The organism is Roseobacter denitrificans OCh 114, assembly GCF_000014045.1.
Taxonomy (GTDB): domain Bacteria; phylum Pseudomonadota; class Alphaproteobacteria; order Rhodobacterales; family Rhodobacteraceae; genus Roseobacter; species Roseobacter denitrificans.
Genome location: NC_008209.1, coordinates 3,893,946 through 3,920,350, shown reverse-complemented (window position 1 = coordinate 3,920,350; position 26,405 = coordinate 3,893,946). Strand labels below are relative to the sequence as shown.

The 26,405-nt window shown below is 56.4% G+C and carries 24 protein-coding genes; 15 read left to right on the top strand and 9 right to left on the bottom strand.

Going from position 1 to position 26,405, the window contains the following annotated elements; all coding sequences use genetic code 11:
• Positions 1-7 precede the first annotated feature (7 nt).
• Entirely contained in the window at positions 8-409 is a 402-nt protein-coding gene (locus tag RD1_RS18555) for a hypothetical protein (protein ID WP_011570111.1), read from the top strand.
• Positions 410-420: 11 nt separating this feature from the next.
• Positions 421-1,041, top strand: a complete 621-nt coding sequence (locus tag RD1_RS18550) for a hypothetical protein (protein ID WP_143090259.1) — start codon at positions 421-423, stop codon at positions 1,039-1,041.
• Between the two features lie 177 nt (positions 1,042-1,218).
• On the opposite strand, the gene RD1_RS18545 is transcribed toward RD1_RS18550, so the two are convergent.
• From RD1_RS18545 to RD1_RS20870, 4 genes are read right to left on the bottom strand one after another with little or no spacing between them, the layout of a single operon-like run.
• Complete coding sequence (locus RD1_RS18545; protein WP_011570109.1) at positions 1,219-4,422, bottom strand: type I restriction endonuclease subunit R; 3,204 nt, start codon at positions 4,420-4,422, stop codon at positions 1,219-1,221.
• Positions 4,419-5,663 carry a restriction endonuclease subunit S gene (locus RD1_RS18540; protein WP_011570108.1) on the bottom strand — a complete coding sequence of 415 codons (1,245 nt, stop codon included), beginning with the start codon at positions 5,661-5,663 and terminating at the stop codon, positions 4,419-4,421. The genes RD1_RS18545 and RD1_RS18540 overlap by 4 nt, the downstream gene beginning before the upstream one ends.
• A complete protein-coding gene (locus RD1_RS18535) occupies positions 5,660-7,693 on the bottom strand; it encodes a type I restriction-modification system subunit M (protein ID WP_011570107.1) in 2,034 nt (677 codons plus the stop codon). Before RD1_RS18535 ends, RD1_RS18540 begins: the two co-directional genes overlap by 4 nt.
• A gap of 29 nt (positions 7,694-7,722) precedes the next feature.
• The gene (locus RD1_RS20870) at positions 7,723-7,887 is read right to left on the bottom strand and encodes a hypothetical protein (RefSeq protein ID WP_085978968.1); all 165 of its coding nucleotides are present in this window, start codon (positions 7,885-7,887) and stop codon (positions 7,723-7,725) included.
• A gap of 1,468 nt (positions 7,888-9,355) precedes the next feature.
• On the opposite strand from RD1_RS20870, the gene RD1_RS18525 reads away from it, so the two are divergent.
• The 5 genes from RD1_RS18525 (at position 9,356) to RD1_RS18510 (ending at position 15,143) form a co-directional block, all read left to right on the top strand.
• The gene (locus RD1_RS18525) at positions 9,356-10,033 is read left to right on the top strand and encodes a hypothetical protein (RefSeq protein WP_105880290.1); all 678 of its coding nucleotides are present in this window, start codon (positions 9,356-9,358) and stop codon (positions 10,031-10,033) included.
• A 126-nt stretch (positions 10,034-10,159) separates the two neighbouring features.
• A complete protein-coding gene (locus RD1_RS21190; RefSeq protein WP_011570104.1) occupies positions 10,160-10,321 on the top strand; it encodes a hypothetical protein in 162 nt (53 codons plus the stop codon).
• Between the two features lie 93 nt (positions 10,322-10,414).
• On the top strand, positions 10,415-12,622 hold the full coding sequence (locus RD1_RS18520; RefSeq protein ID WP_011570103.1) for a Mu transposase C-terminal domain-containing protein: 2,208 nt from the start codon (positions 10,415-10,417) through the stop codon (positions 12,620-12,622).
• Between the two features lie 2 nt (positions 12,623-12,624).
• The gene (locus tag RD1_RS18515; RefSeq protein ID WP_011570102.1) at positions 12,625-13,593 is read left to right on the top strand and encodes a TniB family NTP-binding protein; all 969 of its coding nucleotides are present in this window, start codon (positions 12,625-12,627) and stop codon (positions 13,591-13,593) included.
• Positions 13,593-15,143, top strand: a complete 1,551-nt coding sequence (locus RD1_RS18510; protein ID WP_011570101.1) for a TniQ family protein — start codon at positions 13,593-13,595, stop codon at positions 15,141-15,143. The genes RD1_RS18515 and RD1_RS18510 overlap by 1 nt, the downstream gene beginning before the upstream one ends.
• Before the next feature lie 493 nt (positions 15,144-15,636).
• On the opposite strand, the gene RD1_RS21035 is transcribed toward RD1_RS18510, so the two are convergent.
• The 3 genes from RD1_RS21035 to RD1_RS21025 all read right to left on the bottom strand — a co-directional run bounded on the left by RD1_RS21035 (position 15,637) and on the right by RD1_RS21025 (position 16,489).
• Positions 15,637-16,008 (bottom strand): hypothetical protein, encoded by a 372-nt coding sequence (locus RD1_RS21035; protein WP_105880289.1) that lies wholly within the window; start codon positions 16,006-16,008, stop codon positions 15,637-15,639.
• A gap of 88 nt (positions 16,009-16,096) precedes the next feature.
• The gene (locus tag RD1_RS21030) at positions 16,097-16,285 is read right to left on the bottom strand and encodes a hypothetical protein (RefSeq protein ID WP_011570100.1); all 189 of its coding nucleotides are present in this window, start codon (positions 16,283-16,285) and stop codon (positions 16,097-16,099) included.
• Between the two features lie 9 nt (positions 16,286-16,294).
• Positions 16,295-16,489, bottom strand: coding sequence for a hypothetical protein (locus RD1_RS21025; RefSeq protein WP_105880288.1), 195 nt, complete (start codon positions 16,487-16,489; stop codon positions 16,295-16,297).
• A 422-nt stretch (positions 16,490-16,911) separates the two neighbouring features.
• Between RD1_RS21025 and RD1_RS18495 the strand changes: the two genes are divergently transcribed.
• The 7 genes from RD1_RS18495 (at position 16,912) to RD1_RS18470 (ending at position 23,592) form a co-directional block, all read left to right on the top strand.
• The gene (locus RD1_RS18495; RefSeq protein ID WP_044033262.1) at positions 16,912-17,436 is read left to right on the top strand and encodes a hypothetical protein; all 525 of its coding nucleotides are present in this window, start codon (positions 16,912-16,914) and stop codon (positions 17,434-17,436) included.
• 469 nt (positions 17,437-17,905) lie between these two features.
• Positions 17,906-18,589, top strand: coding sequence for a hypothetical protein (locus RD1_RS18490; protein ID WP_146120763.1), 684 nt, complete (start codon positions 17,906-17,908; stop codon positions 18,587-18,589).
• A complete protein-coding gene (locus RD1_RS20500; protein WP_050759105.1) occupies positions 18,589-19,176 on the top strand; it encodes a hypothetical protein in 588 nt (195 codons plus the stop codon). Before RD1_RS18490 ends, RD1_RS20500 begins: the two co-directional genes overlap by 1 nt.
• The gene (locus RD1_RS18485; protein ID WP_050759104.1) at positions 19,164-20,774 is read left to right on the top strand and encodes a Mu transposase C-terminal domain-containing protein; all 1,611 of its coding nucleotides are present in this window, start codon (positions 19,164-19,166) and stop codon (positions 20,772-20,774) included. Before RD1_RS20500 ends, RD1_RS18485 begins: the two co-directional genes overlap by 13 nt.
• Complete coding sequence (locus tag RD1_RS18480; protein WP_044033261.1) at positions 20,775-21,305, top strand: TniB family NTP-binding protein; 531 nt, start codon at positions 20,775-20,777, stop codon at positions 21,303-21,305. It abuts the gene before it with no gap.
• Positions 21,306-21,398: 93 nt separating this feature from the next.
• Entirely contained in the window at positions 21,399-21,725 is a 327-nt protein-coding gene (locus RD1_RS18475) for a hypothetical protein (protein WP_143090262.1), read from the top strand.
• 25 nt (positions 21,726-21,750) lie between these two features.
• On the top strand, positions 21,751-23,592 hold the full coding sequence (locus RD1_RS18470; RefSeq protein WP_011570094.1) for a TniQ family protein: 1,842 nt from the start codon (positions 21,751-21,753) through the stop codon (positions 23,590-23,592).
• 665 nt (positions 23,593-24,257) lie between these two features.
• On the opposite strand, the gene RD1_RS20495 is transcribed toward RD1_RS18470, so the two are convergent.
• Positions 24,258-25,022 (bottom strand): anti-sigma factor family protein, encoded by a 765-nt coding sequence (locus tag RD1_RS20495; protein ID WP_011570093.1) that lies wholly within the window; start codon positions 25,020-25,022, stop codon positions 24,258-24,260.
• Entirely contained in the window at positions 25,019-25,663 is a 645-nt protein-coding gene (locus RD1_RS18460; protein WP_081432944.1) for an RNA polymerase sigma factor, read from the bottom strand. The genes RD1_RS20495 and RD1_RS18460 overlap by 4 nt, the downstream gene beginning before the upstream one ends.
• On the opposite strand from RD1_RS18460, the gene RD1_RS18455 reads away from it, so the two are divergent.
• The gene (locus RD1_RS18455) at positions 25,626-26,234 is read left to right on the top strand and encodes a YceI family protein (RefSeq protein WP_011570091.1); all 609 of its coding nucleotides are present in this window, start codon (positions 25,626-25,628) and stop codon (positions 26,232-26,234) included. The two genes, RD1_RS18460 and RD1_RS18455, sit on opposite strands and share 38 nt — an antisense overlap.
• Positions 26,235-26,405: the final 171 nt, after the last annotated feature.

The following is a 26,405-nucleotide window of genomic DNA, read 5'->3' as shown; positions in this document are numbered from 1 at the left end:
GATTGACGTGGAAGTTGCAGAGATAAAGAGCGCGATCGAAAAAGGCTGGGGACAAACCCCTGTCGGTACGGTGTGCCTTGTTCTTGTTGACCGCATCTTGGGTTTGCAGCCCCAAGCTTCGGCTGCGCTTACCTACCAGAACATCCTCGATTTGGTCGGGGAAGACACCGTAACACCCGAACTAGTCGCAGCGTTAAATCTGCTCACCACGGCCGAGTTTGCGATTTTGGACGCCGGTGGATTCTTTATCGACGAGGATGACAACAGTCATGAGTTGACCGCCGAGGAGTTTCAGAACGTCCTTACTCGCAACTTTTTGGTACACCCAGACACCGGCTACCCAGTTGAGGATGCTGCAAACAAGGTGTGTCCGTTTTTTTCGCTCAAGAACGCGGAGGCCCGTTCCTGATGGCCTCTGACATGACACTCAGTACCGTTCTAGCTCTACACGATGGCACGGCCCTAGCGGCTGCTCTACGCTATACCCTCGCACAAACGCATGATGCCCGACTTGAAGCCGTTAGGACAGTACTTGACCACGCCTGCAATGAGCTGGAAGTGAATAGCCATCTCAAACAAGACCTATCGGAAGACCAGTTGACGATCGAAATTTGCCAATACATGCGCGGATTGGGTTTCGAACCTCGGCACGATGAGCAAGCTGGCGGACACTGCGACATTCTCATTCGCGGCAAAGACATGTTCATGTGGGTCGCTGAGGCCAAGTGGCACACGAGTTATTCGTGGCTTGATCAAGGATTCCAACAACTCGCAACGCGTTATTCCACGGGCGTACCCGGCCAGGATCAAGGCGAAGTCATCATCTACTGCAGAAATCGAGATGCACACGCCATGCTAAGCAAGTGGCGCGATGAACTGACTGATCGAAATACCGCAGTTGAAACTGCAGACGATGAAAGCGGAAATCCACTCGTATTTTGGTCCATCCACAAGCATGAAAAAACGGGGTTAGATTATCGTGTTCGACACAAAGTTGTAACGCTGCACCACGAACCGGCAGACAAGAAAAAAGCCGCGTGAGCTTCTATTCAATTAGTGATCTTGGACGCACCTGTGGCATCGTTTTCCGTCCGCGGAACAGCTTAAAGCCATATGCGACGAAAGCCTGCAAAGCGTGCTGCGACTGCAAAAAAAATGCCCTTTGCTCTTGTGACCGCAACGGGTTGTTCGAGCTAAACAGCTTGTCCTCGCCCAAATCTAAAGCTCGATGTTTTCACCGCGTTTCAGCATGTCATAAATTACCGGATATAGCAGTCCGAGGCTCTGCTTGTCTGACTTGAGCAGGAGCGTAGCTAGAGAGGCATGCGACTTCATCGCACGGGCCACAGCCGCTTCCACTGTGCCTGGCAAGTTACCCTTCAGCGCTTGCTCCTTGGAGTTCTTCTCCACCTGCGCCATGACCAACTCGTTTTCCGAGGCGATTGCCGCGATCTGGTTCACAAAGCTGATCTGGTCCTCGATAGGTGTGGCCTTGCCAAAAATAGTATTCAAGCGTTCGATGATCTCTTGAATATAGACTGGCACGGCACCCGGAGCAGGTGAACCACCTGCACCCACCGGCTTCAAGACGTCGGGCTCCACCGGTTCGTCAGGCGCCTCTCGATCCTTTATCTCGTATCCAGTGAGTGTGATCCCGCGAAGGTCGACGTTCTCCGGTGGCACGCCGTCCAGACGGTTCGCCAAGAGCTTTGCAAAGGCAGCGAAGTTTTCGAGGTCAGGGTCTCCGAGGTCGATCAGTTGCGCAATGTAAGAGTAGGTTCGCGCGAAGCGTGCCAGCCCTGCCTTGAACTCCGTCATTTGGCCGATGGCTTCGGCGACCTGTTCCCGATCGTGATCGGCCCGTTTCATGCCGTCGGAATTGTCCGACACCCGCGCAACCTCAAAGGCATCTTCAGCATTCTGTGCCGCTTCGCGAAGGCTTTTCAAACGTATATTGTATGAGTCGGTCGGCTCTTGGGTTGCCGCGTACATTGCCTTGTGCTCGGTTTCACTGTCGGCATTGAAGGCAGCCGCGGTCTGGTATCGCGCGATGCGAAAGCGGTTCACATGACTGTCATCATAGATGCCCTGCGCGTCCAGCTGATCCTTCATGTCGTAGATTACATCAAGGTCCTGAACCTCTTCGATCTTTGCGCCGCTGTCATATTGCGCGAAGGCGGCTTGCACGCTGTCGGGCTCGTTCACGAAATCGACGATGAAGGTTTGGTCTTTGCCAGGGAATGTCCGGTTGAGGCGCGAGAAGGTCTGAACAATCTCAACCGCGTTGGCGATCTTCTTGTCGACATACATTGCCACAAGTTTGGGCTGGTCGAATCCTGTCTGGAATTTGTTCGCAACCAGCATCACCCGGTATTCGGGGCGGTCGAAAGCGTGGCGCAGATCCTGGCCCTTCACGTCCGGGTTCATGCTGGCTTCTGTGAACTCGGCGTCGTCCTCGACAACGAAGGTATCGCCGCCCAGCTGGTCATCATTAGCATGCGCGACCTCTTGCCCGCTTAGCTTGCCTGAGAAAGCCACCAGAGCACGTATGTCGGCATAGGCGGGATTGTCAGCAATGAAGGCGTCGAAGGCCCGCTTGTAACGCACAGCGGCGGCGCGGGAACTGGTGACAACCATCGCCTTGGCCTTGCCGTCCAGAAGATGGGCCACGTTAGCTGTGAAGTGCTCCATGATGAAGCGGACCTTCTGGGTGACGTTCGTCGGGTGAAGTGTCATCCATGCGGCGAGGGCGCGTTTCGCGGCCTTTCCGTCGACGCGCTTTTCGTCCACGAGCTCCTGACCGAGGTTGAACGCCGTCTTATAGGGCACGTAGCCACGCAGCACATCGAGGATGAACCCCTCGTCGATCGCCTGCCGCATCTCATATTTGTGGAACGACTGCGGAAGGTTGTCGTCGGCGGCGCGCCGCGTGGGATCTGCGGGGCGTCCGAACAGCATCATTGTGGAGTGCTTCGGCGTTGCGGTAAATGCGAAGTGGGAGACATTGGCGGGGCGTTTGCGGGACGTTTGGATCTCGCTCAGAATGTCCTCGATGGTCATGTCCGACATGTCGGTCTTGGACGACAGGGCCAGCGTGGCTTGCAGCTTGGAGGCGGTATTGCCGGTCTGGGAGGTATGCGCCTCATCGATGATCACGGCGAAATTTTTGTCGCTTAAGGACCGCTCGGTCAGGATCGCTTCCATGGCGAAGGGGAACGTCTGGATTGTCACGACGATGATCGGCGTGCCCTTGGTCATCGCCTCGGTCAGTTGTTCGCTTTTTGACTTGGACGAAGTGTCCCTGTCGATGGCGGCGATCAGGCCGGACTGATGGTCGATCTGCTGCACAGCGTCTTGCAATTGACCGTCCAGCACGTTGCGGTCAGTCACGATGATGGCTGCGTCGAACACGGGGCGACCATCGTCATGGCGCAGCTTGATCAGGTCATGGGCCGTCCACGCGATGGTGGAGGTCTTGCCAGAGCCCGCGCTGTGTTCGCACAGGTAGGACTGACCGGGGCCATTGGCCTTGGCGTCCGCGATCATCTTGTTGACCGCGTCGAACTGGTGGTAGCGCGGGAAGATCAGGGTTTCTTTGGTCGTCCAGTTGCCGCGCAGGTCCACGACCTCCTTTTTCTCGACATAGACGAAGCTGTGGAAGATCCGGAGGAAGGCGTCGGGGCGGCAGATGTCCTCCCAGAAATAGGCGACGGGGTATTCGCCATCATTGCGGGGTGGGTTGCCGCCGTGGCCGTCATGACCGCGATTGAAGGGCAGGAAAAATGTGTCCTCGCCCGCCAGTTTTGTGGCCATCCAGATCTCGGAATCCGACATGGCGAAATGCACGATGGCACCGCGCTTGAAGGTGAGCAGCGGGTGCTTGCGGCCACCGTCCACCGGCGCGCGGTCGCGGCGGTATTGGGCCTTGGCGTGCTCGACGGATTGAGTGAAGTCGGTCTTGAGCTCGACCGTGGCCAGCGGCAGACCATTCAGGAACAACACCAGATCAATCGCCAGCGCGCGGCCCGGGTGGTATTTCAGCTGCGGGACGACGCGCAGGCGGTTGGCGGCATAGTTGTGCAGGGTGGTGGCGTTGCGCTGATCCTCGGGGGCGGCCTCGGACATGTCGAGATGGCCTGCGCCTGCGATGTCGAAGCCGCGGCGCAGGACGTGGAGCGTGCCGTGTTTTTCCAGCGCGGCCTCAAGGCGGCTAGCGACCTTGTCGAGGGTCTTGGCGCCATTCATCGCCTCCAGCCGGTCCCACTTAGGGGCTTGGGTGGCCTTCAGCCAATCGGCGAGGTCTTCGGGGTAGAGCGCGCGGTCGGCGTCGTAATCGTCGGTGGTGCCGACGAGCCAACCCTGCGCGCGCAGACGCTCGACGATATAGGCCTCAAGATGCTTTTCATGGTGCAGATCGCTCATGCCATATGCCTCATGTCGATTTTGCCGGTGACGGCCGCGGTGATCAGCGCCGCCCGCTTTTCGCGCAGGAGGGCGATGGAGCGGTCGGTTTTGGTGATGAGGCTGTCGATACGGGCGGTTTGGGTGTCGATGTGATCCGCGATGGCCGCTTGTTCGGCCACAGGCAGTTTGGGCAGCTTCACCTTACGGAAATGACTGAAATTCATGTCCTGCCCATCCCTGATGAAACTAGACGTCAGGCGCAGGGCCTGAATGTAGAGGCCCGATTTCAGTAGGTAGCCGTAGAAGCGCCCTTCCACATGCGGACCGCACTTCAAAACAGAATAGGACGACCGCACATTGCCAACTGCGCGCGCCCGCTCAAGCCCGCCATCCATGCTGCGCATGGAAATCACGAAATCACCCACTTCCACATGTTTGCGCTTATCCAGATGAACGAGGGCCATGGTGACCTGCCGTTGTTCAAGCCGTTCAAACTCGGCCAAGGGTATCACCCCGTATTTCTGGGTCGCCGAGAGCATCTGGGTCCCTTCTCGGGCGCGCTCCTTGCTTTCGGTGAAAAGCGCCGTCGGTGGCACCACTGTCCAATGTGCGGGAATGTCGCTTAGCCAGTCTTCCCCAGAAGGTTTCATTACCACCGCCGCATCAATGCCCTTGGTGACAGCGTGCGTGATGACGGCGATGCGTTTTTCCTTGAGAAGCGCGATGAAGCGGGTCTTTTTCTCAATCAACCCATCAATCCGCGCGGTCTCGCAGTCGAGATACTCCGCGATTTTTGATTGTGTAGAGATATTCGGCACACGTAGTAACAAAACCCTCAGAAGCGGCCATTTCACTTGTCTTTGGATATCTCCAACGCTCAACGAAGCGAGCATGATTTTTTCAACGTAAGGTCGGGATCTGAAAAGATAGTGAGAAAAGCGAGTGTCCACTACCTCTCCATTTAATTCAAATATGCGATATGCGGGGCTCACAATGCCACGGTACGTGGAGACCCCTAATGAACCTCTCCAAGCCTGTTGGTTGTTCAAGACCAAATCGCCGGGTTCTACCAACTGGTATTTTTCTAGGCTTTCCGCCGGTTTGTGGACAAGCCCTCCGCCCTCGGAATAGGGTATGACCCCCCGGTCCAAATATACCGAGAGCAAGCTTTCCGCCGAAGCGTTGGAAACCGATTTTGGCTTGGCGACAGCCCAGAAAGGGTACTCTTTCCATTGTGATACAGCGGCGTCCTCACTCACCCCGCTACCTCCGCCAGCACGGCTGCAATCTCGGCCTCGACCGCTTTCAACTCCGCGTCGATCTCGTCCAGATCGCGGGGCGGCAAGTATTCGTAGAAGTAGCGGTTGAAATTGATCTCATAGCCCTTGATGCCGATCTGGCCGTCTGACTCGTCGCGATAGGTTTCGTCGATATAGGCGTCATGGGCGTGGGGCGTGACCTCCGCCGCCAGATAGCCGTGGATGTCGGCTGTGCCGTCCGCGGCCAGTGGCACGTTTTCGAAATCGGTCAGGTCGTCGTCGGGGATGATCTGGCCCTTTTTGTCCGTCACGGGATCAAGCTCGGGATCATGCACGCCGAGCGCCTTGCGAAAGGCCTTGATCAGCGCGACATCCGCCTTGCCCAGATCCGCATCGCGCTTGACGGCGTTCTTGGCGAAGGCCTCGATCCAATGCCAGCCTTCTTCCGCGCCCATGTGATCGTTGAAGAGTGCGGTCCAACCTGCGCGTTGCGCCTCTGTGCGTTTCTCCCATGCTTTCTCGTCGGCTAGCGTCGCCAGACCCTCGGCCGAGATGACGATCTTCTTGCGCAGGGGGCGCAAAACCTTGATGCGGCGGTAGCCGAAGTCAGGCGCGCTCAGGATAAGGCTTTGCTTGGTCGCCTCGAAATCCGCGTACATCTGGACGATATCGCGTGTCTGTTGTTCGCCCACGCGGCGGCGCTTGTTGCCCTCGGATTTGCGCATGGGCTCATACATCTCGGTCGCGTTGATCAGCTGGACCTTGCCCTTGCGATGGGCGGGTTTGTCGTTGGACAGGATCCAGATGTAGGTGCCGATGCCGGTGCGAAAGAAGATCTCGGTGGGCAGGGCGATGATGGCCTCGACCACGTCCTGTTCCAGCAGGTGGCGCCGGATCTCGCTTTCGCCCTGACCTGCGTTGCCATTGAACAGTGGCGAGCCCGACAGGATGATCGCCGCGCGCCCGCCGCCGTTCTCAGGGCTTTCGAGCTTGGACAGCAGGTGCAGCAGGAAGAGCATGGAGCCGTCCGAGACGCGGGGCAACTTGGGGCCGAAGCGACCTTCGAACCCCTGTTCTTTATGTTCGCGGGTGACGTCGGCCTGGTCCTTCTCCCACTTCTTGCCGAAGGGCGGGTTGGAGACGCAGTAGTGGAATTTCTCGGGCCGGTGTTTGTCTGCCGAGAGGGTGCTTCCCAGGGCAATGTTTTTGGACAGATCGCGGCCGGGATCGGTTTCGAGCGTCTTGAGCAGCATGCCGGCGAGACAGACGGCGTGAGTCTCTGGCTCCAGCTCCTGGCCGTAGGGGATGATGACGGGGGCGATGGAGTAACGGTCCTGCAGGTTGCGGACATGCTCCATCCCGTCGGACAAAAAGCCACCAGTGCCGCAGGTCGGGTCATAGAGCGTGCGGATGAGGCCGGGGTTTTCGATGAAGAGCTGGTCATCGGGGTCCAGCAAAAGCTCGATAGCGAGGTGGACGACATCGCGCGGCGTCATGAAGTCCTCTGCCGCCTCGTTCACCTCGGCGCCGAAGCGGCGGATGAGGTGCTCATAGACGTTGGACATGGTGCGCTCGGGCACGGTGTCGGGATGCAGGTCGATGGCGGCGAAGTTCTGACAGATTTTGTAGAGGACCCCGGCGCGGTCCATCCGGGCGATTGTGTTGGCGAAGTCGAACTGCTCAAAGATGACGCGGGCGTTGTCGGAGAACTGCGAGATGTAGTCTTCGAGGTTTGCACGTGTGCGGGTCGCGCCGAGGCTGCGCAGGTCGTAGTTCGAGGTGTTGTAGAAGGGAAAGCCGGTTTGCTGGCGCAGGATTACGTCCATATCGATGCCGCTGTCGCCCAGGTTCTTGACGGTTTCACGGACCTCTTCCCGAGTGGGTGCGAGAACGCACTCGAGGCGGCGTAGCAGGGTGAAAGGCAGAATGATCTTGCCGAATTCGGTGTGCCGGAAATCGCCCCAGAGGTCGTCTGCGTTCTTCCAAATAAAGTCTGCAAGTGAGGTGTTCTTGGTCTGCGCGTCGCTCAATGTCTTGGTCCTTTTGGCCCGTGAGGGGCTTATTTGCCTTCTGCCTCGAAATGCTCTTTCATCAGCTTGAATGCGAGGCGGAAGCCATCCACCTGGCTCATCCGATGGCTGACGCAGAACTCTTTGAAGTCCCACCGTTCGTCCTCGGTGATCTTTAGGTTCAGGTTGGCCGGTTTCGATTGCTTCTCAGGCATTTCTCGTATCCTTTGCCGCAGACTAGTGTGCTTTCTTCCATCCTGCAAAGAAAGGCTGCGGGATAGCACCGAAAATATGTGGATATTCTGAACCATGATGACGGTTGCGAGGTCTTCTTCATTGGCCCCACGCATACTTGTCCCGTGTCTTGGGGTAAGTTCGCGACCAGGAAACACCCGCTAACCAGCTATAGAAGAACTTTAGACCCTGCTGACCCTGGGCCTCCCCTTTGCTTTGGTTCAGGGGATTTGGACAAGCAAAGTTCAGGATGAATGCGCGATCCTTGCGCGGATACTTTCAGGGTCTTGTGTCGATTTGCGACACTGCGCAAAGGTTCATGATCTCATCATGTGCGGAAGACAAGGCAGTCATTGGTGAGTAGTCGGTCACCGTTCAAGAGCCACTGCGAAATAAAATTTCCGGCGAAAACGTGAGATCTAGGGTTCGATGCCCGGTCACTTAGGAATTCCCTATCAGCAATCGGTAGAGCGTCTGGCATCTGATAGGGAGCGGATAGACCATCGATGCAATCCTCAACAATATCCATTCTTCACGCAGTCAGATTTTGTTGCGACCTCGCCACAACTTATCGTGTCGCGGGATCGAAGCGCTTATGCATTCCTTGTTTTCGATGAGCGTATTGTTCATCTCTTGCCCCATGACACAGCCAACGCTTCATAACTCTTGCCGTCTCATACGGATAGCCTGACCCAGGCCGCCACGGTGCAAACCCTTGCGCCGGTTCCGCAGGAAGCATGAGCAAGCGAAGACAGTGTTTTTACCCGGATATGTGCCTTTTGGATTCGGTAACTTTGACCTCGCCGGATTCTTATCGCCACTCTGCGAATCTCCATGTGTAGCCGGTCAGATTCCTTGTTCATTTGCTGAGAACGCGATGAAGAATAATTTCCGACTAAAAGAGTCGGTTTGTTTTTCGCGTTTCTTTCGGAGGCGCGTAACGACAGGGCCAATACCGGGTTTCGCAGAGCCGCTGTAGGCGACCACAACTTCAACTGGCTGCGCATATGCGAAAAACTAGTCTCTTCCCGTTTCGTAAGACGCTGAATTAAAAAGGAAAAAAGTTTTCCCGAGGTGAGTTTGTTGGTAGCGTACCGACAGCCGAACGCCGAGAAAAAACAAGTAAAGGAACGAAGATGCCTGAACCCTAAAAATGAAAATCGCGATCTGCGCCAACAGACCGCGACTTATCTCGAAAGACCGAGGTCTTCCTGCTTTCAACGTGAAGTTATCACCTTTAGGCGATCGCTTCAAGGACATCGGTCTTTTCACACATGACAGATCCCGCCCAACCCATCTCCGGATGGGGACAGGAGAGGCTTGTCTTCAGCAGTTTCACGACGGGGGCTCAGCGCCTTGGCGAAATCGGTTGGACGGCTTCTGGGGTCAACCGCTTTCCGAACTCTCGGGCAGCGATCCCCTCCTTATGTTCGAAAGAATGAGACGATCATGTCCTATCACTTCCAATCTGGCGGTATCCGCCTTCCCGCATCCAGCCGTAGCAACCGCAAGACCCAGGTTGGCTCGACCAAGCACTTTACCGGCGGCCTCGTCCTGGGTGATCAGGAAGGCGTGCGCCTTGGCACTGAAAGCCATCTCGAGACCAACGCTGCCCTGTTGTTGGGCTACCGCGCGACAACCTTGGACCTCGTCGAACAGGTTCAATTCGCATGGTATGATGAGCACGGCGAGTTCTTCGACCATTTCATCGACCTCGTAGTCACACGGATCGATGGCACTATCTGCGGTTACGCCGTTCGTCCGGCGAGCCGGGTCAGCCAAGCTTACCAGTGCAAGCTCGCACGGATCAAAGAGCAGGCCATTGCCCAGTGTTTCCTGGACGATTTCCGCTTGTTCACTGAAGAGGACGTCTGCCCGGTCGCGCTGCACAATGCGAAACTGTTCCACTCAGTACGTCGCCCTGATGCCTTTGCCGATCCGGTTGCTCTGGATGTTTTGGCCGATGCGCCCATCGTCACTACCATCGGTGATCTGGTGGATCGAACCCGCCTCGAAGGGATGGGTTTTCGGGCCGTCGTACGCCTGATCCGTTCCGGCCACCTTCAGATGTTGCGCCACGAGCGCATGGAACGCAGTACCGAAGTACTGCGGGCTCGCATGAGCTGATCATCCTCTCCCGAGATCGGCCCGCTGTGAACCATCCAGCGCGGCCGGTCTCCCCCCGTGTTTTGAATCTGCCGAGGCGACCTTCGCCTGGGTTGGACCTCTCTATGCCTGATGAAAGGACACTGAATGACCTGCATTTTGTATGATGCGCCCTGCGCCATTGAGCCGATTGGCGACCAGACTCCTGATTTTGCTGTTGGATTTTTCCGCGCACGCCACCCGCTGGAGCGCATCGAGTTCGACGCATGGTTCAACGACCTGACAGAGACTCTGCCGACAACGCTCTGACCTCTCCAGTCTCTCACTCAGTTCAATCGCCTGCCGACCTAGGCAGGCTGTCCAGCGGCCTCATGCCGCCTGATCCCTTGAAAGGAAATTCCCATGGATCTCTCGTTCACCAACGAAAACTCCCATTACGCCTTTGGCAAATTTGACCGCGTCACCATTGAAGGGGTCGGATATCGGCTCCATCAGGAAACTGAAGTTGGCCTTGTGTTCGTCCGCGATGACGAAACGCAACTTGCTGAGCATTTCACTCATCAGAAGTTGCAGTGGCTTGGGAATACGCACGCAATCCGGGTCGAGTGTGGATATTTCGATCCAAACTTCGCGGCAAAGCGTCAATTGCAGATGAGCACAGCCCACGGTGGTCTCGTCGGTGGCGTCAAGGTTCGGTCAAGCAAGAAGGAAGCGTATTGTCAGGCTGCTCTCGACATGCACGGCGAGGGTCTTTTGAAATTCACGGACGAGTCCATCAAGGCGAACATGCCGGCATTGATGGGTCGTGCCATGGAGCTTTCTGATAATCTCAACCCGTCTGGGAAGGAAAAGCTGCCAAAAGGTGAAGACTTCAGCGTTCGTCCGTCGCCGCGCACCCTACGTCGTTGGCTGAGTGCCATGGATAACTTCGGCCGGAGCGGTCTTGTCGACCGGATCGATTGTCGTGGCAACCGATCGAACCGGATGGGCCCGGAAGCGATTGGTCTGATGATGAAAGAGGTGCGCACGTATCTCTCCCCTGAAAAGCCGTCGATCAAGCATATCCATGAGCAGGTGCAAATCAGCTTCCACGATCGCAACGAGCAGCGCGTCGCAAATGGACAATCGCCGCTCACGATCCCGAGCCGGGAAACCGTGCGCCGCGCCATCCGTGCGCTGGACCCCTATCAGGTTGAATTGGCCCGCAACGGGGAAGCCGCCGCACGCAAGAAGTTCCGGCCGGTTCTGAACGGTGTCTCAGTGACGCGGCCCTTGGAGCGCGTCGAGATTGACGAGTGGACGGTCGACGTCATGACGCTGATGCAGAGCAGCGGGATTTATGACCTCTTAGAGGATGACGCGAAGCGTTCGCTGGGTCTCTATGTCGAAGGTGATGAAGATGGGTCGGGCAAGACGAAGCGTAAAAAATGTGGTCGCTGGACACTGACCGCCGCAATCTGTTGTGCCACGCGCTGCATCGTTGGGATGGTGTTGAGCCGCAATCCTGGAGAGGAAGCGGCTGTTCAGCTTCTGCAGATGATCACGACCAACAAAGGCGCGTGGTCAGATGCTGTGGGAGGCATGACGCCTTGGGACATGCATGGCACCCCTGAGCTGATCGTTTTTGACGGCGGCGCAGCCTTTAAATCGCAACGGTTCCGCATGGCGGCCAGCGATCTTGGCGTCGCATGGGAAATGGCAATGAACGGTGTGCCTGAGAACCGCGGAACCATCGAGCGGGTGTTTGGTACTTTCGCAAGCGATTTTGCACCACGACTGACCGGTCACACTTTCAGCAGCATCATCAAGAAAGGTGATGCCGATCCGGAGAAGCGGGCCGTCCTGACCTTGGATGACTTCACCTTTGCCCTGATCCGTTGGGTGACGGACATCTACCACAATACGCCTCACGGTGGGCTGAATGGCGAGACACCCGTCAAGGCATGGCGTCGCCTGAGCAAGGAGTACGGGGTTCTTCCTCCGCCGGACATGGAGATGATGCGCCTGTGCTTCGGGCAGCAGCGCCAGTATCGCCTCGACAAGACCGGGATCACGATCCTCGGGGTGCGTTACCAGGCTGAACACCTGCAAACCTACATGCGCCGCAAGGATCCGCACATTGTTGATGTGCGGTGGCACCCCAAGGATATGGGCGCGATTTCCGTCCGGTTGGGTAAGGAATGGTTCGAGGTTCCGGCCCTGGACACTTCCCTGAAGGGGGTAGCTGCACAAACCTGGCTGACGGCCATTCGGCACACCCGTTCGGCCAACCCGACCTCGAACCGCTTGGACAATGTAGCGGTGCGCAAAGCCATCAAAGCCATCAATGATCGCAACGAGCAAGCGAAGCAGGCGTCCAGCCTGAACCTTGAAGACTGGTCGGAGGAGCGCATGGAGCGCGCCGAGCGGGACCTGTTGGCCGGGGTCGAATTCTTCGAGCGCAAGGCGCCTGCTCAGCAGAAGGGTGAACTGGGCCATCATATTCCGTCGACGGAAGAATTGACCGGTGTTCCCATGCATCACAACGCGCCGAAAAAGCCGTCTGGCGATGCGACCGCACCCTCGGATCTGCCTGCGAAGCCAACCAATATCACGATCGAGGAGGACTGATCATGAAGGATTTCGTCAACAAGGAAGCCGCTCTGGACGCGGTCCGCAAACTGCATATCGGGCTGGATTGGGATGCTGAGGCTGCCTTGCATGTCAAGCGGCTCCTCGCGCGGGATCGGGAGGGCAATCTCATCCCCAAGGCCCGCTACTTCACCAAGACAGGGGAGACCCGTGGGATGATGCTCGTCGGGGATCCCGGCAGCGGGAAGTCGCACCTGATGGACCGGACGCTGACCAAGATTCCCGAACTGGCTCCGGCCGGTGATGGGGTGCCGCGGGTCATCGCCTGTCCCGTTCCCAGTCCTGCAACCTTCAAAAGCATGACCCTCGCGTTGCTGGAGCGTTCCGGATATTCCGATGCAAACCCGCGGCAGGAGGCTTGGTCTCTCTGGCAACTCTTTCGCCATCGACTGAGCAAGTTGGGGGTCGCCGTGCTTTGGATTGATGAGGCGCAGGATTTGTTCTGTGCCGATCGCAAGGCCATCCTGCGGGCCCTCAAGTCGCTGATGCAGGGCGATGATGCTGTCGCCGTTATCCTGTCTGGCACCGACGATCTTGCACAGGTTATTCGGACCGACCCCCAGGTGAAACGTCGATTCACTGCGATGGTATTGCCGGAGCTCACCGAGGCGGCTCATGGAGACATGTTCTGCACGGTGATGTCGGACTACTGTGCGCGGGTCGACCTTGAGCCACCGGTGGAAGCCGACCTTGTTGCGCGCGTTTTCCATGGCGCACGGTATCGCTTTGGCCGCGCTGTCGAGCTCTTGCTGGTTGCTATGGAGTTCGCGCTTGCCCGCAATGCGCAGCATCTGGCGATCGACGACTTTGCCTCTGCCTATGCGATGAACGAGGCATGTCTTGCATCGCAGAATGTCTTCTATGCGGAAAACTACCTGCTTCTCAAACCTGATGCGGATGAGGACCACGCCGCCTCTTCAAAACGCTGTTCCGGCAAGGTGCGCACGTGATGAATGCGCTGTTTCCGAAAATCGCGTTCCATACCGGCGAAACGCCGATGTCATGGGCATCGCGGCAGGCGGCCTTCCATACGGGAGGCCGCGTCGTCCCGTTCCTGAACGACCTGGGGATCCCGATTGCCGATCTAGCTCGTGGCAAGCGTGACGCAGTTGAGAGGCTCTGTGTGAAGGCTGGCGAAGATCCTGCAGAGGTGATCCGCAACAGCATCGTCCCTGTCGAACATCGTCGCTTCAAACTTTGTGGCGAGGAATTCTCAGCAGAGTTCACCACGGGGCCGGTCACTCGGCTTTGCCCGCTCTGCATTGCTGAGGACATCGGCAGCTGTGAACATCCTGATGAGGCAATGCGCCATCGGGTTCAGTGGCGGCTTGCGCCATATCGGACCTGTCCGAAACACAATCTGCCAATGAGCGACATCCGCATGGGAACGTGGAGCGACATGCTTCACGAGCTTCAAGCCATGCCGGAAGCAATCGCGGAGCAGCTGGAGGTTGCGAAGACACGTTCCCGGAGAGAGCCGTCTCGCTTGCAGACATATGTGGAACGCCGGTTGGCGGGTGAGGCAGGCCCCGCCTGGCTGGACGATCAGGGCATTGATCAAGTCTGCCGTACCGGTGAAATGCTAGGCGGCCTTCTGTATTACGGACCCGGCAAAAAAGCAGCCGACATGACGGAAGACATGTGGGATGCTGCGAGCCGCAAAGGTTGGTCATTGCTGGAGGAGGGTCCTGATGCAATCAGGACAGTTCTGGCGGAGACCCTCACATGCTGTCTCCGTCAAAATGGTCATCCGAGCCCGCGCAGCGCATTTGGCATGCTCTACGGGTGGCTGTTCGCCAGCCGATTGACCAAAGATCCAGGGCCAATTCGCGACCTCGTTCGAGACGTCATTATCGAACATGTTCCTCTGGTCCCGGGCCAGATGCTGCTCGGCAAAGCAGTGGAACATCCGCGGTTGTCTAGCATCACGTCGATCGCGAAGGCTGAAGGATTGCATTCGAAGACACTGGCCAATGTCCTACGTGTCGCCGGGGTGATTGAGGATGGAGAGGAGCAAAAGAGCGCTCGGAATGTGGTTGCCGACTATGCCAAGGCGAAGGTCTTGATCGACAGGGCAAAGCGCGCGGTACCGGTGACGCAGGTCCCGGATATGCTCTCTGCATCACGTCCAATCGTGGCTGAGCTGATTTCACTAGGACAGCTGACAAGAATACAGGACCACGGTCAGCTGCAAAGCAAGCTGGGGAAGTCGATCGACGGACGGTCGGTTCAACGCACGCTCAAGTTCATCGAAGGTGTCGGCCCGCTTCTGGAGGAGCCTCCCGAAACTCACGTCCACCTTGCCAAAGCTGCGGAGAAAACCCGGGTCACATTACGGGCCATTCTCGAAATGCTGTTTCGCCAGTTTCTTCCAACAGTCTACCGGCTTAAGGGTTGCCACGGGTTCCAAGCGGTCTTGGTTTCACCGGATGAGATCATGGCATGCATCGCAGATCCGCCGCCCGATGCGTCTGACGAGATTCGGTTCTGGATGGGGTGAAGGGGCTTAAGCGGCTTGAAGGCCCAACGATTTGCCAAATTGCCGCCTTCGGGCGGCACTTTTTTGAACTTTCGATGGCCATTTGATCTGTGCAAAAGGTCATTTTGGCCGCCGACGGGCCGAAATGAACCAATAAAATAAGGACCTGCAGATCGTGTAATGGACACGTTTTGCTATGTCTCTACATTATGGCGGAAAGCAATTCCCGGCCATTTTTGAGCTAATTCGACCATTTTGCAGTCATAAAAAGGCCTTCGCCAAAAACTCGGCGAATTGCCTGCGATTGAACAGGTTCAATGGTTCGACTCTCCTGAGATAGGTCCAAAGCAAGCGCTCGCAAAACCGAGAGGCGATTTTTCTTGTTCAGAGCCGTTTGCGTTTACTTTGGCATCCGAGGCGAGAGCGCTTTGTTGCGGGATCGGCCAAGACAAACCCGCGCAAAAAAGCCTGGCGTCGGGAAACGCCGGGCCAGTGGGCTGGAGTTCGAAGGGTGCTACGCGGCTATTCGACCCGCCGCGGCGTGGCGGAGTTGGATAAGGTGCAGCCGATCCGTCAGCCGCGCGCCATACCAAGCGTTTTCGGCCAACATGCACCGTTTGTGCTGTCGCGATCTCTCTTCCAGAAAAGACGGGCGCTGCGCAGCCAGGGCCGCGACAACCGTGCTGAGAAGCCGATTGATTTTCTGCGGATCGGGGGCAACCACGCGTTTGGCTTCGTTGTGAAGATCGCAGCACGCTTCAAACGTCGTCTCGTCGTCCGGGCCGATCAACTCGAAAAGGCCCCGCTCGTGCCGCTGCAAAAACTGGCCCAGATCAAAGATGGCATCCCCCAAGTGCTCTCGTGCGTCAGGTTTGGTGTCATACATTTCAACATCTCCTTCATACGCCGGACCGCGACGGCAGTGTTTCAAATTCGGCTTAAAGCGACCGCCCGCGGCGGGCGGTCAGAAAGCGTCAGGCATATGCGAAGCAATCGCTGGGCAGGCTCACCCCCGCCCTTTGCAGCGCGCACCGCAAGCGATCGGTGACCAGACAAATCTCTTCAACGGTGGGATCGGCCGGATCGATCGCGGCGAAATAGCTGGCATCTGGACGGCTTGTGTCATGGACGTGCTCCAGCGACAAAATCTCCAGCAGTTGCACCAGTTGGGCCTAAAGGCGCCAGGTCAGTTTCGGTGTCCGCATCAACCCATCCAACACATCCTGCACCAGCTTTGCGCCCGGCTTGCCCGCGAGCAGCTCGCAGGAATGCAGGAACGCCGAAGCCTGATTTCGCATGCGATCGCGAAGGTCAGCTTCCTCAGCTGGGGTTGCGGTTCGGGGATCGAGGGAGGTTTGCAAGTACATAGTCAGCTCCTTTTCTTGCAGGTTTTGTCCATCGGGACGGGAGTCAAAGGGCTGTTGGGCTGACGATCAGTGCGGGTAGTGTCCTCCTTTCTGATGGGAATGTTGGCTCGTTTTGATTTGGGCGAAGAAAAAAATTGAATTTTTTTCGTAGATTCCGCTGTGGCCTTCGTCGAACTGCGCGCGCCAAACAACGAGGACGCGGAAGGCGGCAGAACCGCCTCGCCGCTTTGCGATGCCGACAGGGATTACTCGGACCGATCCGAGACTAGTCGGTTGTACGCGTCGATGGTCTTTAAGACTTCATGGGCGCTTCTTGGCCGGATCGGCGAAATCTCGAAAGCATCACATCCCGACTCCAACTCTACCGTAATGCCCAGCAGCGCCAGTATGTCACTTGCTCGCGTACGGATCGAACGGCGACGGTGGAGATTTTCATCGCATCCGTACACTTCGATAAATGCCATCCGGTCTTCCGCGCCTGCCCAAAAAACCAAAGATTTGGCAAATCTGGGTTCTCCGCGCGCAAAACCGTTTCGATCATGCCCAAAATTTCGGGCCTCTTTTCTTTGTCGTTCATGTCATCCATCCAAATTCCGGAGCGCCAGCAACCGACCTTCGGCTTTGCCGATTTTGAAGAGGCGCTTTTCTTGAGGGGGCGCGGCAGCCTGGGCCGCCGCGCAAAGCTGATCTGTGGCAAATGCCGTCACATTGCGCCGCCGCCGGCATCGACACCGCCACCGTTAGAAAAGCCGTCGCCCGCGACGAAGCCGGTTCCAGAGGATCCATTCGTGTCTGAAGCGATCTCTGCCGCGACGACCGCGGTGACAGCTTTGATTGCATCGCTTGTTTCCGGCATTTCCGACAACTCGATGGACCGGATCGTATCGGGGGAAAGTGCTGCCGTACGTGCAAGCGCGGACACACTTTTCCCGCGCCCGATCCGGTAGGCGCTCAACGGGTGCAACGCACCGGCCACAGTCTTTTCAGCAAGCTCCGTCCGGTCCGACGGCAGCTTCGCCATCTGCGCGTCCCGACGCTGACGGTTACGCCGTTCGGAGCGGAGGATGAGGTAGGTTCAACGACAAACAAAACCCAGTTGCTGTTGGAAATTTCACTCCGCTCTGACCTGGCGTTGCTGAGCCGCCTCGCAACTTGTTCGCGCCGCTGCAAGGCGCAAGATCCCTGAGTTGCTGAAATCTATCGCCACAACTCGGAAAAAGTATTTTTTAACAATAGCATAAAAAAAATTTTGTTTTTCTTTTTCGTCAAAATGCAAACGAGCCAACTTTCTTCACGAGCAACGAAGATCATGCTTGGGAGAGCCGCAGTGTCATTTGTCCGAACACCAACAAACGCGTGTTTTCCTGTGCCTGTTTTCGTTGCGCAATCATTCGAGGCGGTTGCGATGGAGGTAGTTTGGAAATGATCATGCAAACACCGTCGGGTGGGTATTTGTTGCCCCCGAAAGCCCAGTATTCCCGCAAGGTGGCCAAAGGAACGCAGAAGCACTTCACTGGTCAGCTCACTCTTGGCTCTGATGAAAACCCGTGTTTGTCGGATGTCGAAAGTCACACGGAAATGGCAATCGCGCTGAACCTAATGACGCGACCGGATGTGATCCATGTGGAGAATCAGGTTCCTTTCCGCTGGCGTGACGCCACCGGAAAGCCGCATATCCACCACTTCGATTTTCGGGTCTTGCGGACAGATGGAACCAGAATCGCAATTTTCGTGAAAGCAGCCTTTCGTTTGGAGAGCCGTCGGCTGATGGCCGAATTCGCCACGATTGCAGCCCAAGTCACCCCTGACTTTGCGGATCGGGTTGTTGTCATGACCGAAAAAGACAACGATCCGATTACTTCGCACAATGCTGAACTTCTTTATGCTGCTCGACTGGCTGAGCCTGAAGTTGACTCAGTAGCTCGCAAAACCATCCAAGAATTGAAAACCACCGTTCGAATTGGCGCTCTTATTGAAGAGATAGGTCATTCCGGACAGGGGTTTTGGGCCGTCGTTCGCCTTTTGAGGTCGGGCGAACTGCGATTGGTCAAGCGCGAGAAAATTACCCATGATGCTCTTGTCGTGCGGGGCAAAGCCTAATGCTTCACATCTCGCCAAGTGATTTCGTGCAACGCTTCGCTTTGCAGCCCAACGACACCCTGACCATCGAAGGGTTCGATTGGACTGTCCTCGAGGGCCGGGGGGACCGCGTTGTGGTTCTGCCGAAAGATCGGCGGGGTATGGCGCAAGAATTTTCAGACACCCAGTTGGCGCATTTCGAGCGGCAAAATTTGCTGACACATCAGCCAGCAGCTTCGCCGCAGCCTCACGTCCCAGTGACAGGGGAGGCGGCGGTTGAGTTTCTGGCTTCATTGCCGCCGAAGAAGCGCAAGAGGGTGGAAGAATGTCGCGCCGTAGTCCTGGCCTTCAACGCGGCATTCGAAGCAAAGCAGGTTAAGAAAACCCACCCTTCGATCGACGAGAACAAAGAAAAATTCAAGTGGCGGCGGGTAAGATTTTACAAGAGCAAGGAGATAAGACGCTCGTTTGTCCCGAGTTCAGTTCAAAGTCTCTTTTTCGCTGGAAAGAAGCCTATGATCGGTTTGGCATTTCCGGCCTTTGCGGCGCATCTCACCGCAGGGGCAATACTCGACGCCGCCTTGCAGCAGAGGTCTTGGCCGCCCTAAATCGGTGCGTCCAGGGTTATCTGGACCCCAATAGGCCGACAAAGGAGACAATCTATCAAAATGTCCGTTGTGCAATTGATGAGTTAAAAGAAGATCGCATCAAGTCTGGCTTGTCTAAACTGAATCCACCCTGCAGAGAAGCGGTCCGGCTTGCAATCGGCGAACTTGACGATTTCGAAGTTTGTCTGGCGCGCGAAGGCTTAGAGACAGCTCGTCGCAAATTCGCGTCCGTTTCTGTCGGTGTCGGCGCGACAAGACCGCTTCAAAGAATAGAAAAGGACGAGTGGACCGCTGATTTGATCACTCTTTTAGAGGAGAGCGACTTCTTCAGTGCGATAACGCCTGAAGAGCGTGCTGCTCTTGGTTTGGACCGTAAATCTCTGCGGGTGCTGATCACAGTCGCTATCTGCACAGCAACGAAATGTATCGTGGGGCTATGTATTTCCCCAGTTGGTAGCACGGACAGCGCCTTGCAAACCATCGAAATGATTATGCAAGATAAGGGGGTGTATTCAGATGCTGTGGGTGCCCTTTCGCCTTGGCATATGTATGGTACGCCTGAACTGATCATAACCGATTGCGCAAATTACAATATCAGTGCTGCTTCGCACTTTGCGATGGACAGTGTCGGTTGCCGTATCGAACATTGCCCTGCCGGCAAACCGCAGATGAAGGGCGTAATCGAACGATTGTTCCGCACCGTTTCGATAAACCTCTTGCCGCGATTGAGCGGCCGAACTTTCCATGACGTTGTGACCAGGGGCGACAGAGACCCCACTAAAGAGGCCGCCCTCAGTGTAAACGAGTTCTGCGATGTACTGACACGATGGATTGTCGACATCTACCATCGCAAACCGCATCAAGGATTAGGTGGCGAAGCACCAATCGATGTCTGGAACCGACTTGTCAATCAGTTCGGTGTTCGTCCGGCGCCGGATCGGAAAACCCGCGCTCTTGCTTTCGGTCAAGAAACAGAGCGGCGGCTTAAGCCCACAGGCATCACCGTAATGGGTATTCGCTACCATAACAATGTGTTGGCGTCGCTGCTACTGCGCGACGAAAAGGCTGTTGTGAAGCTGCGCTGGCATCCCGCCGACCTTGGTTCGATCTTCGTGCAGATTGGCATTGAGTGGCACGAGGTTCCAAATGTCGGAGGCGCTTTCAACGGTGTTTCGGCCTTGCACTGGGATCTGACCCGTAGAGCTCTGCGCACGCAGTACAAGGAACGAGAAACCGTCCACTTTGACGTTGTTCGCAAGGCTCTTGCCGAGATTGAAAGAGTGAACAAGGACGCGATGGAGCGTGCTGGGCTGCAGGTTCAGAAATGGACCAAGCAAAAGGTCGAGCAGATTGAGGCGGAACTTTCCATTGGACTCTCGGTGAATCAGGACCCTGCAGACGAACAACCATCAACAGACGGCTTTGGCCTCGATCTACCAACTGCACCTGCACTTGAACAACCGGCTGATGTAAGTCTCTTGGACGACAAGAGCGTATCACGTCACAAAAATGATGTTTCTGTCACACCAGAACCGACCCCACGTCCTTCACATCGCCGCTCGGCGAGTAGTGATGATTGGACCTTTGGGGAGAAATAAATGGAAAATCTTGTCGATCATACCGCCGCAACACCGTGGTTCGATCTGCGTCGCCTCTATGTGCCATCAGGTCGTGATGCTGCCTTTGAGACTGCCCTCAAGGATCTTTTGCAGCGCGGTCCGGACGGAGAGCTTATCGCGCAGCCAAAGCACTTTACTGCAACGTGTGAGACGCGCGGGCTGATGGTCGTGGCCAAAACAGGCAGCGGCAAGACAACTTTGATCCGGCATGTGTTGTCCAATCTCGACATTTTGCAAACGGTCAGCCCAGATATCCAGCCTTGGATCTCTGTTGAGGTTCCCAGCAATGTCACAATGAAATCGTTGGGGATCGAGGTTTTGGACAAGCTGGGTTACCGCATCGAAAATCAGCGCAGCATCAGCGAACATGAAATTTGGCGCATCGTGCGGCACCGCTTCCGTCTGAAGGGGACAGTTTTGCTGTGGATCGACGAAGCTCAAGACTTGTTCCGCACAAAAGGGCCGGCCACGACGAGGCATATTCTCAATACTATCAAGAACTTAATGTAGGGAGATGCGTCAGTCGTCGTTGTCCTCAGTGGTGTAGAGGAGCTCGAACAGATCACCCATACCGATCGCCAAATCACTCGCCGGATGCGCAAAATGCTTCTGACTGATCTTTCTGAAGCGCCTGACGGCGACCAGATCTGGACAATTCTCGAACGTTTCTACCAGCGCGCTGGGCTGGAGGTGCCACCGCGAAATGATCTGGTCGGTCGATTGCTACACGCCTGCCGAGGCCGTTTTGGTCTGATCATCGAGACGGTGATTGATGCCATTGAGGTTGCGCTGGATACGGGCGCCACGTCGCTGACAAGCGAGCACTTTGTGGAGGTTTTCGGGGCTCAGACAGCGTGCGATCTGTCCCAGAATGTATTTCTGACGAACCGTTGGTCGCATGTCGACATGGAACGCTTGGCATTTGGATAACTGCGTTGAAGAGAGGAAAAGTAAAATGGAAGTTCTTCGTCCAATTCTGTCCTTTGGCCCAAAAGAGAGCGCACTTTCCTGCACGGCACGTGCGGCAGCTTTTCATACAGGCGGGACAGTTACCCCTTTTTTGCCCGATATTGGCATTGCGCCAATGAGTTTGGTCGCAGGAGAGCCAGAAGCGATTGATAAGCTTTGCACGACAACTGGGTCCGACTTCGACCAGGTGTCAGCGAATGCAGCAGTTCGGACGGGGAAACGAGCCTATAGGCTACGCGGCGAGGCGTTGTCTGCGGAGTTCTTCGTGCGCCCTCGGGTGGCTTTCTGCCCGCTTTGCTTACACGATGATGACGCCAGTCACCCAGATCCCGCAGTTGCACGGCGCCATCGGTGGTTCTGGGCGCTGGACGTCGTGAAAACCTGTCCTCAGCACGGGCTGCCTATCGTGAGGCTTTCAAAGGAGCACCATGAGGATGAGCTTGTCCAATTGGGGCTGCGGGTCAAAGAACAAGGCGCAGCGCTCGCTCAATTGATCGACGGGCAAACCACTCGCCCCGTCTCTGAATTGCAGGACTACGTTATTAACCGTTTAGATGGCGCCGTCGGGCCGGCTTGGCTGGACAGCCAGAGCATTGAACAGGCTCAGTGGGCAACGGAAATGCTGGGCGCGGTGGTGGCGTTTGGCACGGGCGTCTCTCTCGACACGCTCAACGAGGACGATTGGCACGAGGCGGGGCGCGCCGGTTATGCCTACACCTCCAAAGGGGAGGCGGTTGTGCAGCAAGCGCTCGAGCAGATCTTTGCGTCGTTTGAGTACACGGCGGCGCGTCCGGGCCCCCAGAAAATCTTCGGCCCGCTGTACACGTCGCTGTCCGCAAAGCGCGCCGTCAAGGATCGCGGTCCGATCACAGACATCATGAGGGAGTTCATTTTCGAAAACTTCGCACTGTCCGCAGGCACAAAGGTGCTGGGCGAGCCGCTTGCCGAGCGTCGCCGTCACACTGCGGCATCTTTGGCGAGTAAGGCGGGCCTCGACACACGATTGGTCCAGAATGCGCTGGTAACTGCGGGTCTTTTGCCCAATGCGAAAAACGCACAGCACATGACGGTTGACGCCGAAACCGGGCGCCGCATTGCCGAGAAAATCCAGCGCGTCATTTACCTCAAAGAGCTGCCCACCGCATTGAACACAACGCGCAATGTCGCCTACCAAGTGGTCTCTGACCGCATCCTCCAGCCGATCGCGGGACGTTCAGCGCAGTCAAAAGGGCACACGTCCAAAGCCGTTGATCGGGCAGATGTGAAGAAACTCTTGGCCCAAATTGAGCAACTTGTCCCGACGGTTGTCGCCACGCCGGCGGGGCATGTGCCGCTGATCAAAGCGGCCGAGAAGGCCAAAACCCCGACAGGCAGCTTTATGCACCTTTTGCTCGCGGGGGCTTTGACGGACACGGTTCGGATCGAAGGCGAAGCCGGCATTGCCGCACTACGTTTCGATCCTGCGCAGATCAAGACATGGGTGCTCAAAGTTGACACTGTTGGGCTCGAGCCGCTGGAAGTTGCTGGCAAACTGCGCTTGCCGCTCGAAGCTGTTTTGAAGCTGTGCAAAGACCCCAGTGCGCCGTTGAAAATGAAGACGATCACCAGTTCAACGGACCATCAGTTTGCGCGGGTGCCGCTGCGTGATGTTGAAAGGTTCGGGTCGATCTACAACAGCTTGGCACCGATCCTTGAACGGCTTGAGATACGGCGTTTTGAGTTGAGACGCATCTTAAAGGCCAAGGGTATCAAACCTGTTTTTGACTGGGCGAATTTTGGGACCGACATTTATCGCATCAGCGATCTTCGCGGGATTGAGCCCGGCTGATCAAAGCAACAAGATCTCATGTAGGAGGCCGCCCTTTTCGGGCGGCCCTTTTGCGTTCTTGACGGCCTGAGCGGGGCGGTCCCGAAACTTAACATAATGGGCCCTATGCATTTGGCCCTTTGGCTTTTTGACGATGTGAATGGTCAAGTTAACCTTGCGAAATGGTCAAGTCTTCCGCCGATGCTCAGCTTGGACTACGAAATTTCAATGATTTAGGCGCTGATGATGGCCATTTATTGCTTGGGTCCACAATTATTATGGCGGCAAGCAATTCCCGGCCATTTTCGAGCTAAATCGACCATTTTGCGGGCATATAACGGCCAGTGATCGCTTCTGGGGCCGAAAAAACGGCGGTGGTACGGGTTCGACTCTTCGGAAATAGGCCCCGAACACATCTGTCCAAAACGCACTTCGGGGTTTCCTAACTCACTTGGTGGTTTTTCGTCTGGAAGATCGTCATCGCGGACAGGCGCTGCCGCTTCCTTCCCGCGCTGACCGGGATGTCACGTGCGGCTCAAAAGGGAGTTTCTCCGGACACGTGCTGGTGGGCGAATAAGCGAAGCGGCATGACAGCACATCTGATGCAATTCAGTCAGGCTGCGAACCTGTTTTGAAAAAACAGCAAAATGTGACTGGCGCCCGGTCCTCAAGGCAAAAGGCCGCGATCAGATTGCACGACGAAACCGGGTGGCTATCGCACGGGTCAGGGCATCATCCTGTCCCCCCACAAGAACATAGCCGATGCCGTCTTCCACCCAGCTGGACGTGGCCAGATCGAAAGACATGCGGGTTTGATTACCGCGGTCATCCGCCTTCTGAGGGGTCAGGCAAAAAGCAAAAGGCTGACCCTGCGCATCCAGATAGGCCATCTGGATCAACGGTGCGCCGTCAAGCGAGAGCATTTGTGCGCGCTTGAAGGTCAGACCCTCAATCTCCAACACGCCCTCAAGATCAACGCCGAACTCGTCCTGCGCCCGCTTCAGAACGCTGTACGTCATCTCGCGCGATTGAGGCGCACCCGCCAAAGTCTCGGTCACGTAAAGCGCCTGATAAGAGGCCACTATATCCACCCAGTTCGCATCGGGGCCAGGGCGCAGCGTGCTCATCACCAGCATCCCCAGCGCGAAAGATGCGGCCAGTGTTGCGGGCCAGATAATGCGTGGGGCCTTGTTGGTGTTTGCCGATGAGGGCGCGGCGGTGGACTTAATCTTTTCGTGCAATGCCGCCGGCATCGCCGGTCCACCAAGTGCGTCCAGATCAAAAGCCTGCCCAAGCAACCCGTCGGGGAGCCTCAGCCCCTCAAGCCGCTCTTGTACCGATGGGTTGTCTCGCAAAGCGGCTTCAACGGCAGCATGTTTTTCAGGTGGCAATTCACCATCGAGATATGCGGTCAGCTCTTCATCGGTGACAGAGGCGTTCACATTACTCATCCTATAGGCTCCTGAGCGGCTGTTCTGGCTACAATTGTCTTTCGTGCACCGGCAAGTCGGCTCATGACCGTACCAATCGGAATGTCGAGCATCTCCGCCGCCTCGCGGTAGGAGTACCCCTCAACATAGACCAGAAAAATGGTCACGCGCTGGCCCTCGGGCAAGGCCTGCACAATGTTTAACACTTCACCTGCAAGAATATTCACGTCAACGTGAGGGTTGTTATTCGGAACGTCGATTTCTTCCACGGGAACGACGCCCGCGCCCAAACACACCTTGTCCGCACGGATATCATTGAGCCAAATCCGCCGCGCAATTGTAAAAAGCCAACGGTCCAGATCCGTTCCTACATTAAACTTTTCAGCATTCGCCAACGCACGTTCGCACGTTTTTTGTGCCAGATCATCGGCGCGGTCGGTGGCTTTGGTCAGCACCATGCAGAACCGCCACAGACGCGGGAACAGATCGGGCAAACCGGCACTGACCGCCTCAACGCCGCGTTTTCTGTTTCCTGCAGAGTGAATAAATTCCGCTCCCCGTGTGTTTGCCTCACAGCCGCGATGATGACCGGCCTTTTTAAAAAAACTACGGGAGGAACCCCAAATGCACAATTTCAAATCACTGATCGCAGCAGTGGCCATGGCGGCAACACTTGGCCCGATGGGAACACAGGCTTTGGCCACAGACATGCCAAGAAGCTGGGTGCTGGACCCAGCATTGTCGAATGTGTCGTTCGGTTCAATCAAGAACGACTATGCGGGCGAGTCCCATTCCTTTGGCAAAACCAGCGGGACTGTTTCCGAAGACGGCACTGTCACAATCAAACTGGGATTGGGCTCGGTTGAGACCAATATAGACATCCGCAACGAACGCATGATCGAATTCGTGTTCAACAATGCGCCTGACGCCACCATAACGGCCCAGATCGACATGGCGGAATTGAAGGCTCTGCCCATCGGCGGCAGCACCAATATCAATACCTATGGCACGCTCAGCCTGCTGGGCATTGAGAACGAGCTGGAGGCTAATTTCTTTGTCATGCGCATCAGCGAAACCCAGGTGCTGGTCGATACCAATGGTATGGTGATGCTTTCTACGGAGGACGCAGAGATAGATGCGGGCATCGACACTTTGCAGCAACTCGCCGACCTCGACGGGATTACGCGGGTCAGCCCTGTATCGTTGCGACTGATCTTTAACGCCAAGGGGTAGCGCGCCCAAAATACGGGTTGGAAAACACCGACGGTCGAAAGCCGTCGGTGTTTTGCGTTTGGGCTTCGGGTCGCATGGATGGGAAGACAACATATTGATTTCAAATTCAATCACCGCAAATCCCAGCGCACACCTACGCGCCGAAATTATTCATTTTGCCTGATCACCTCT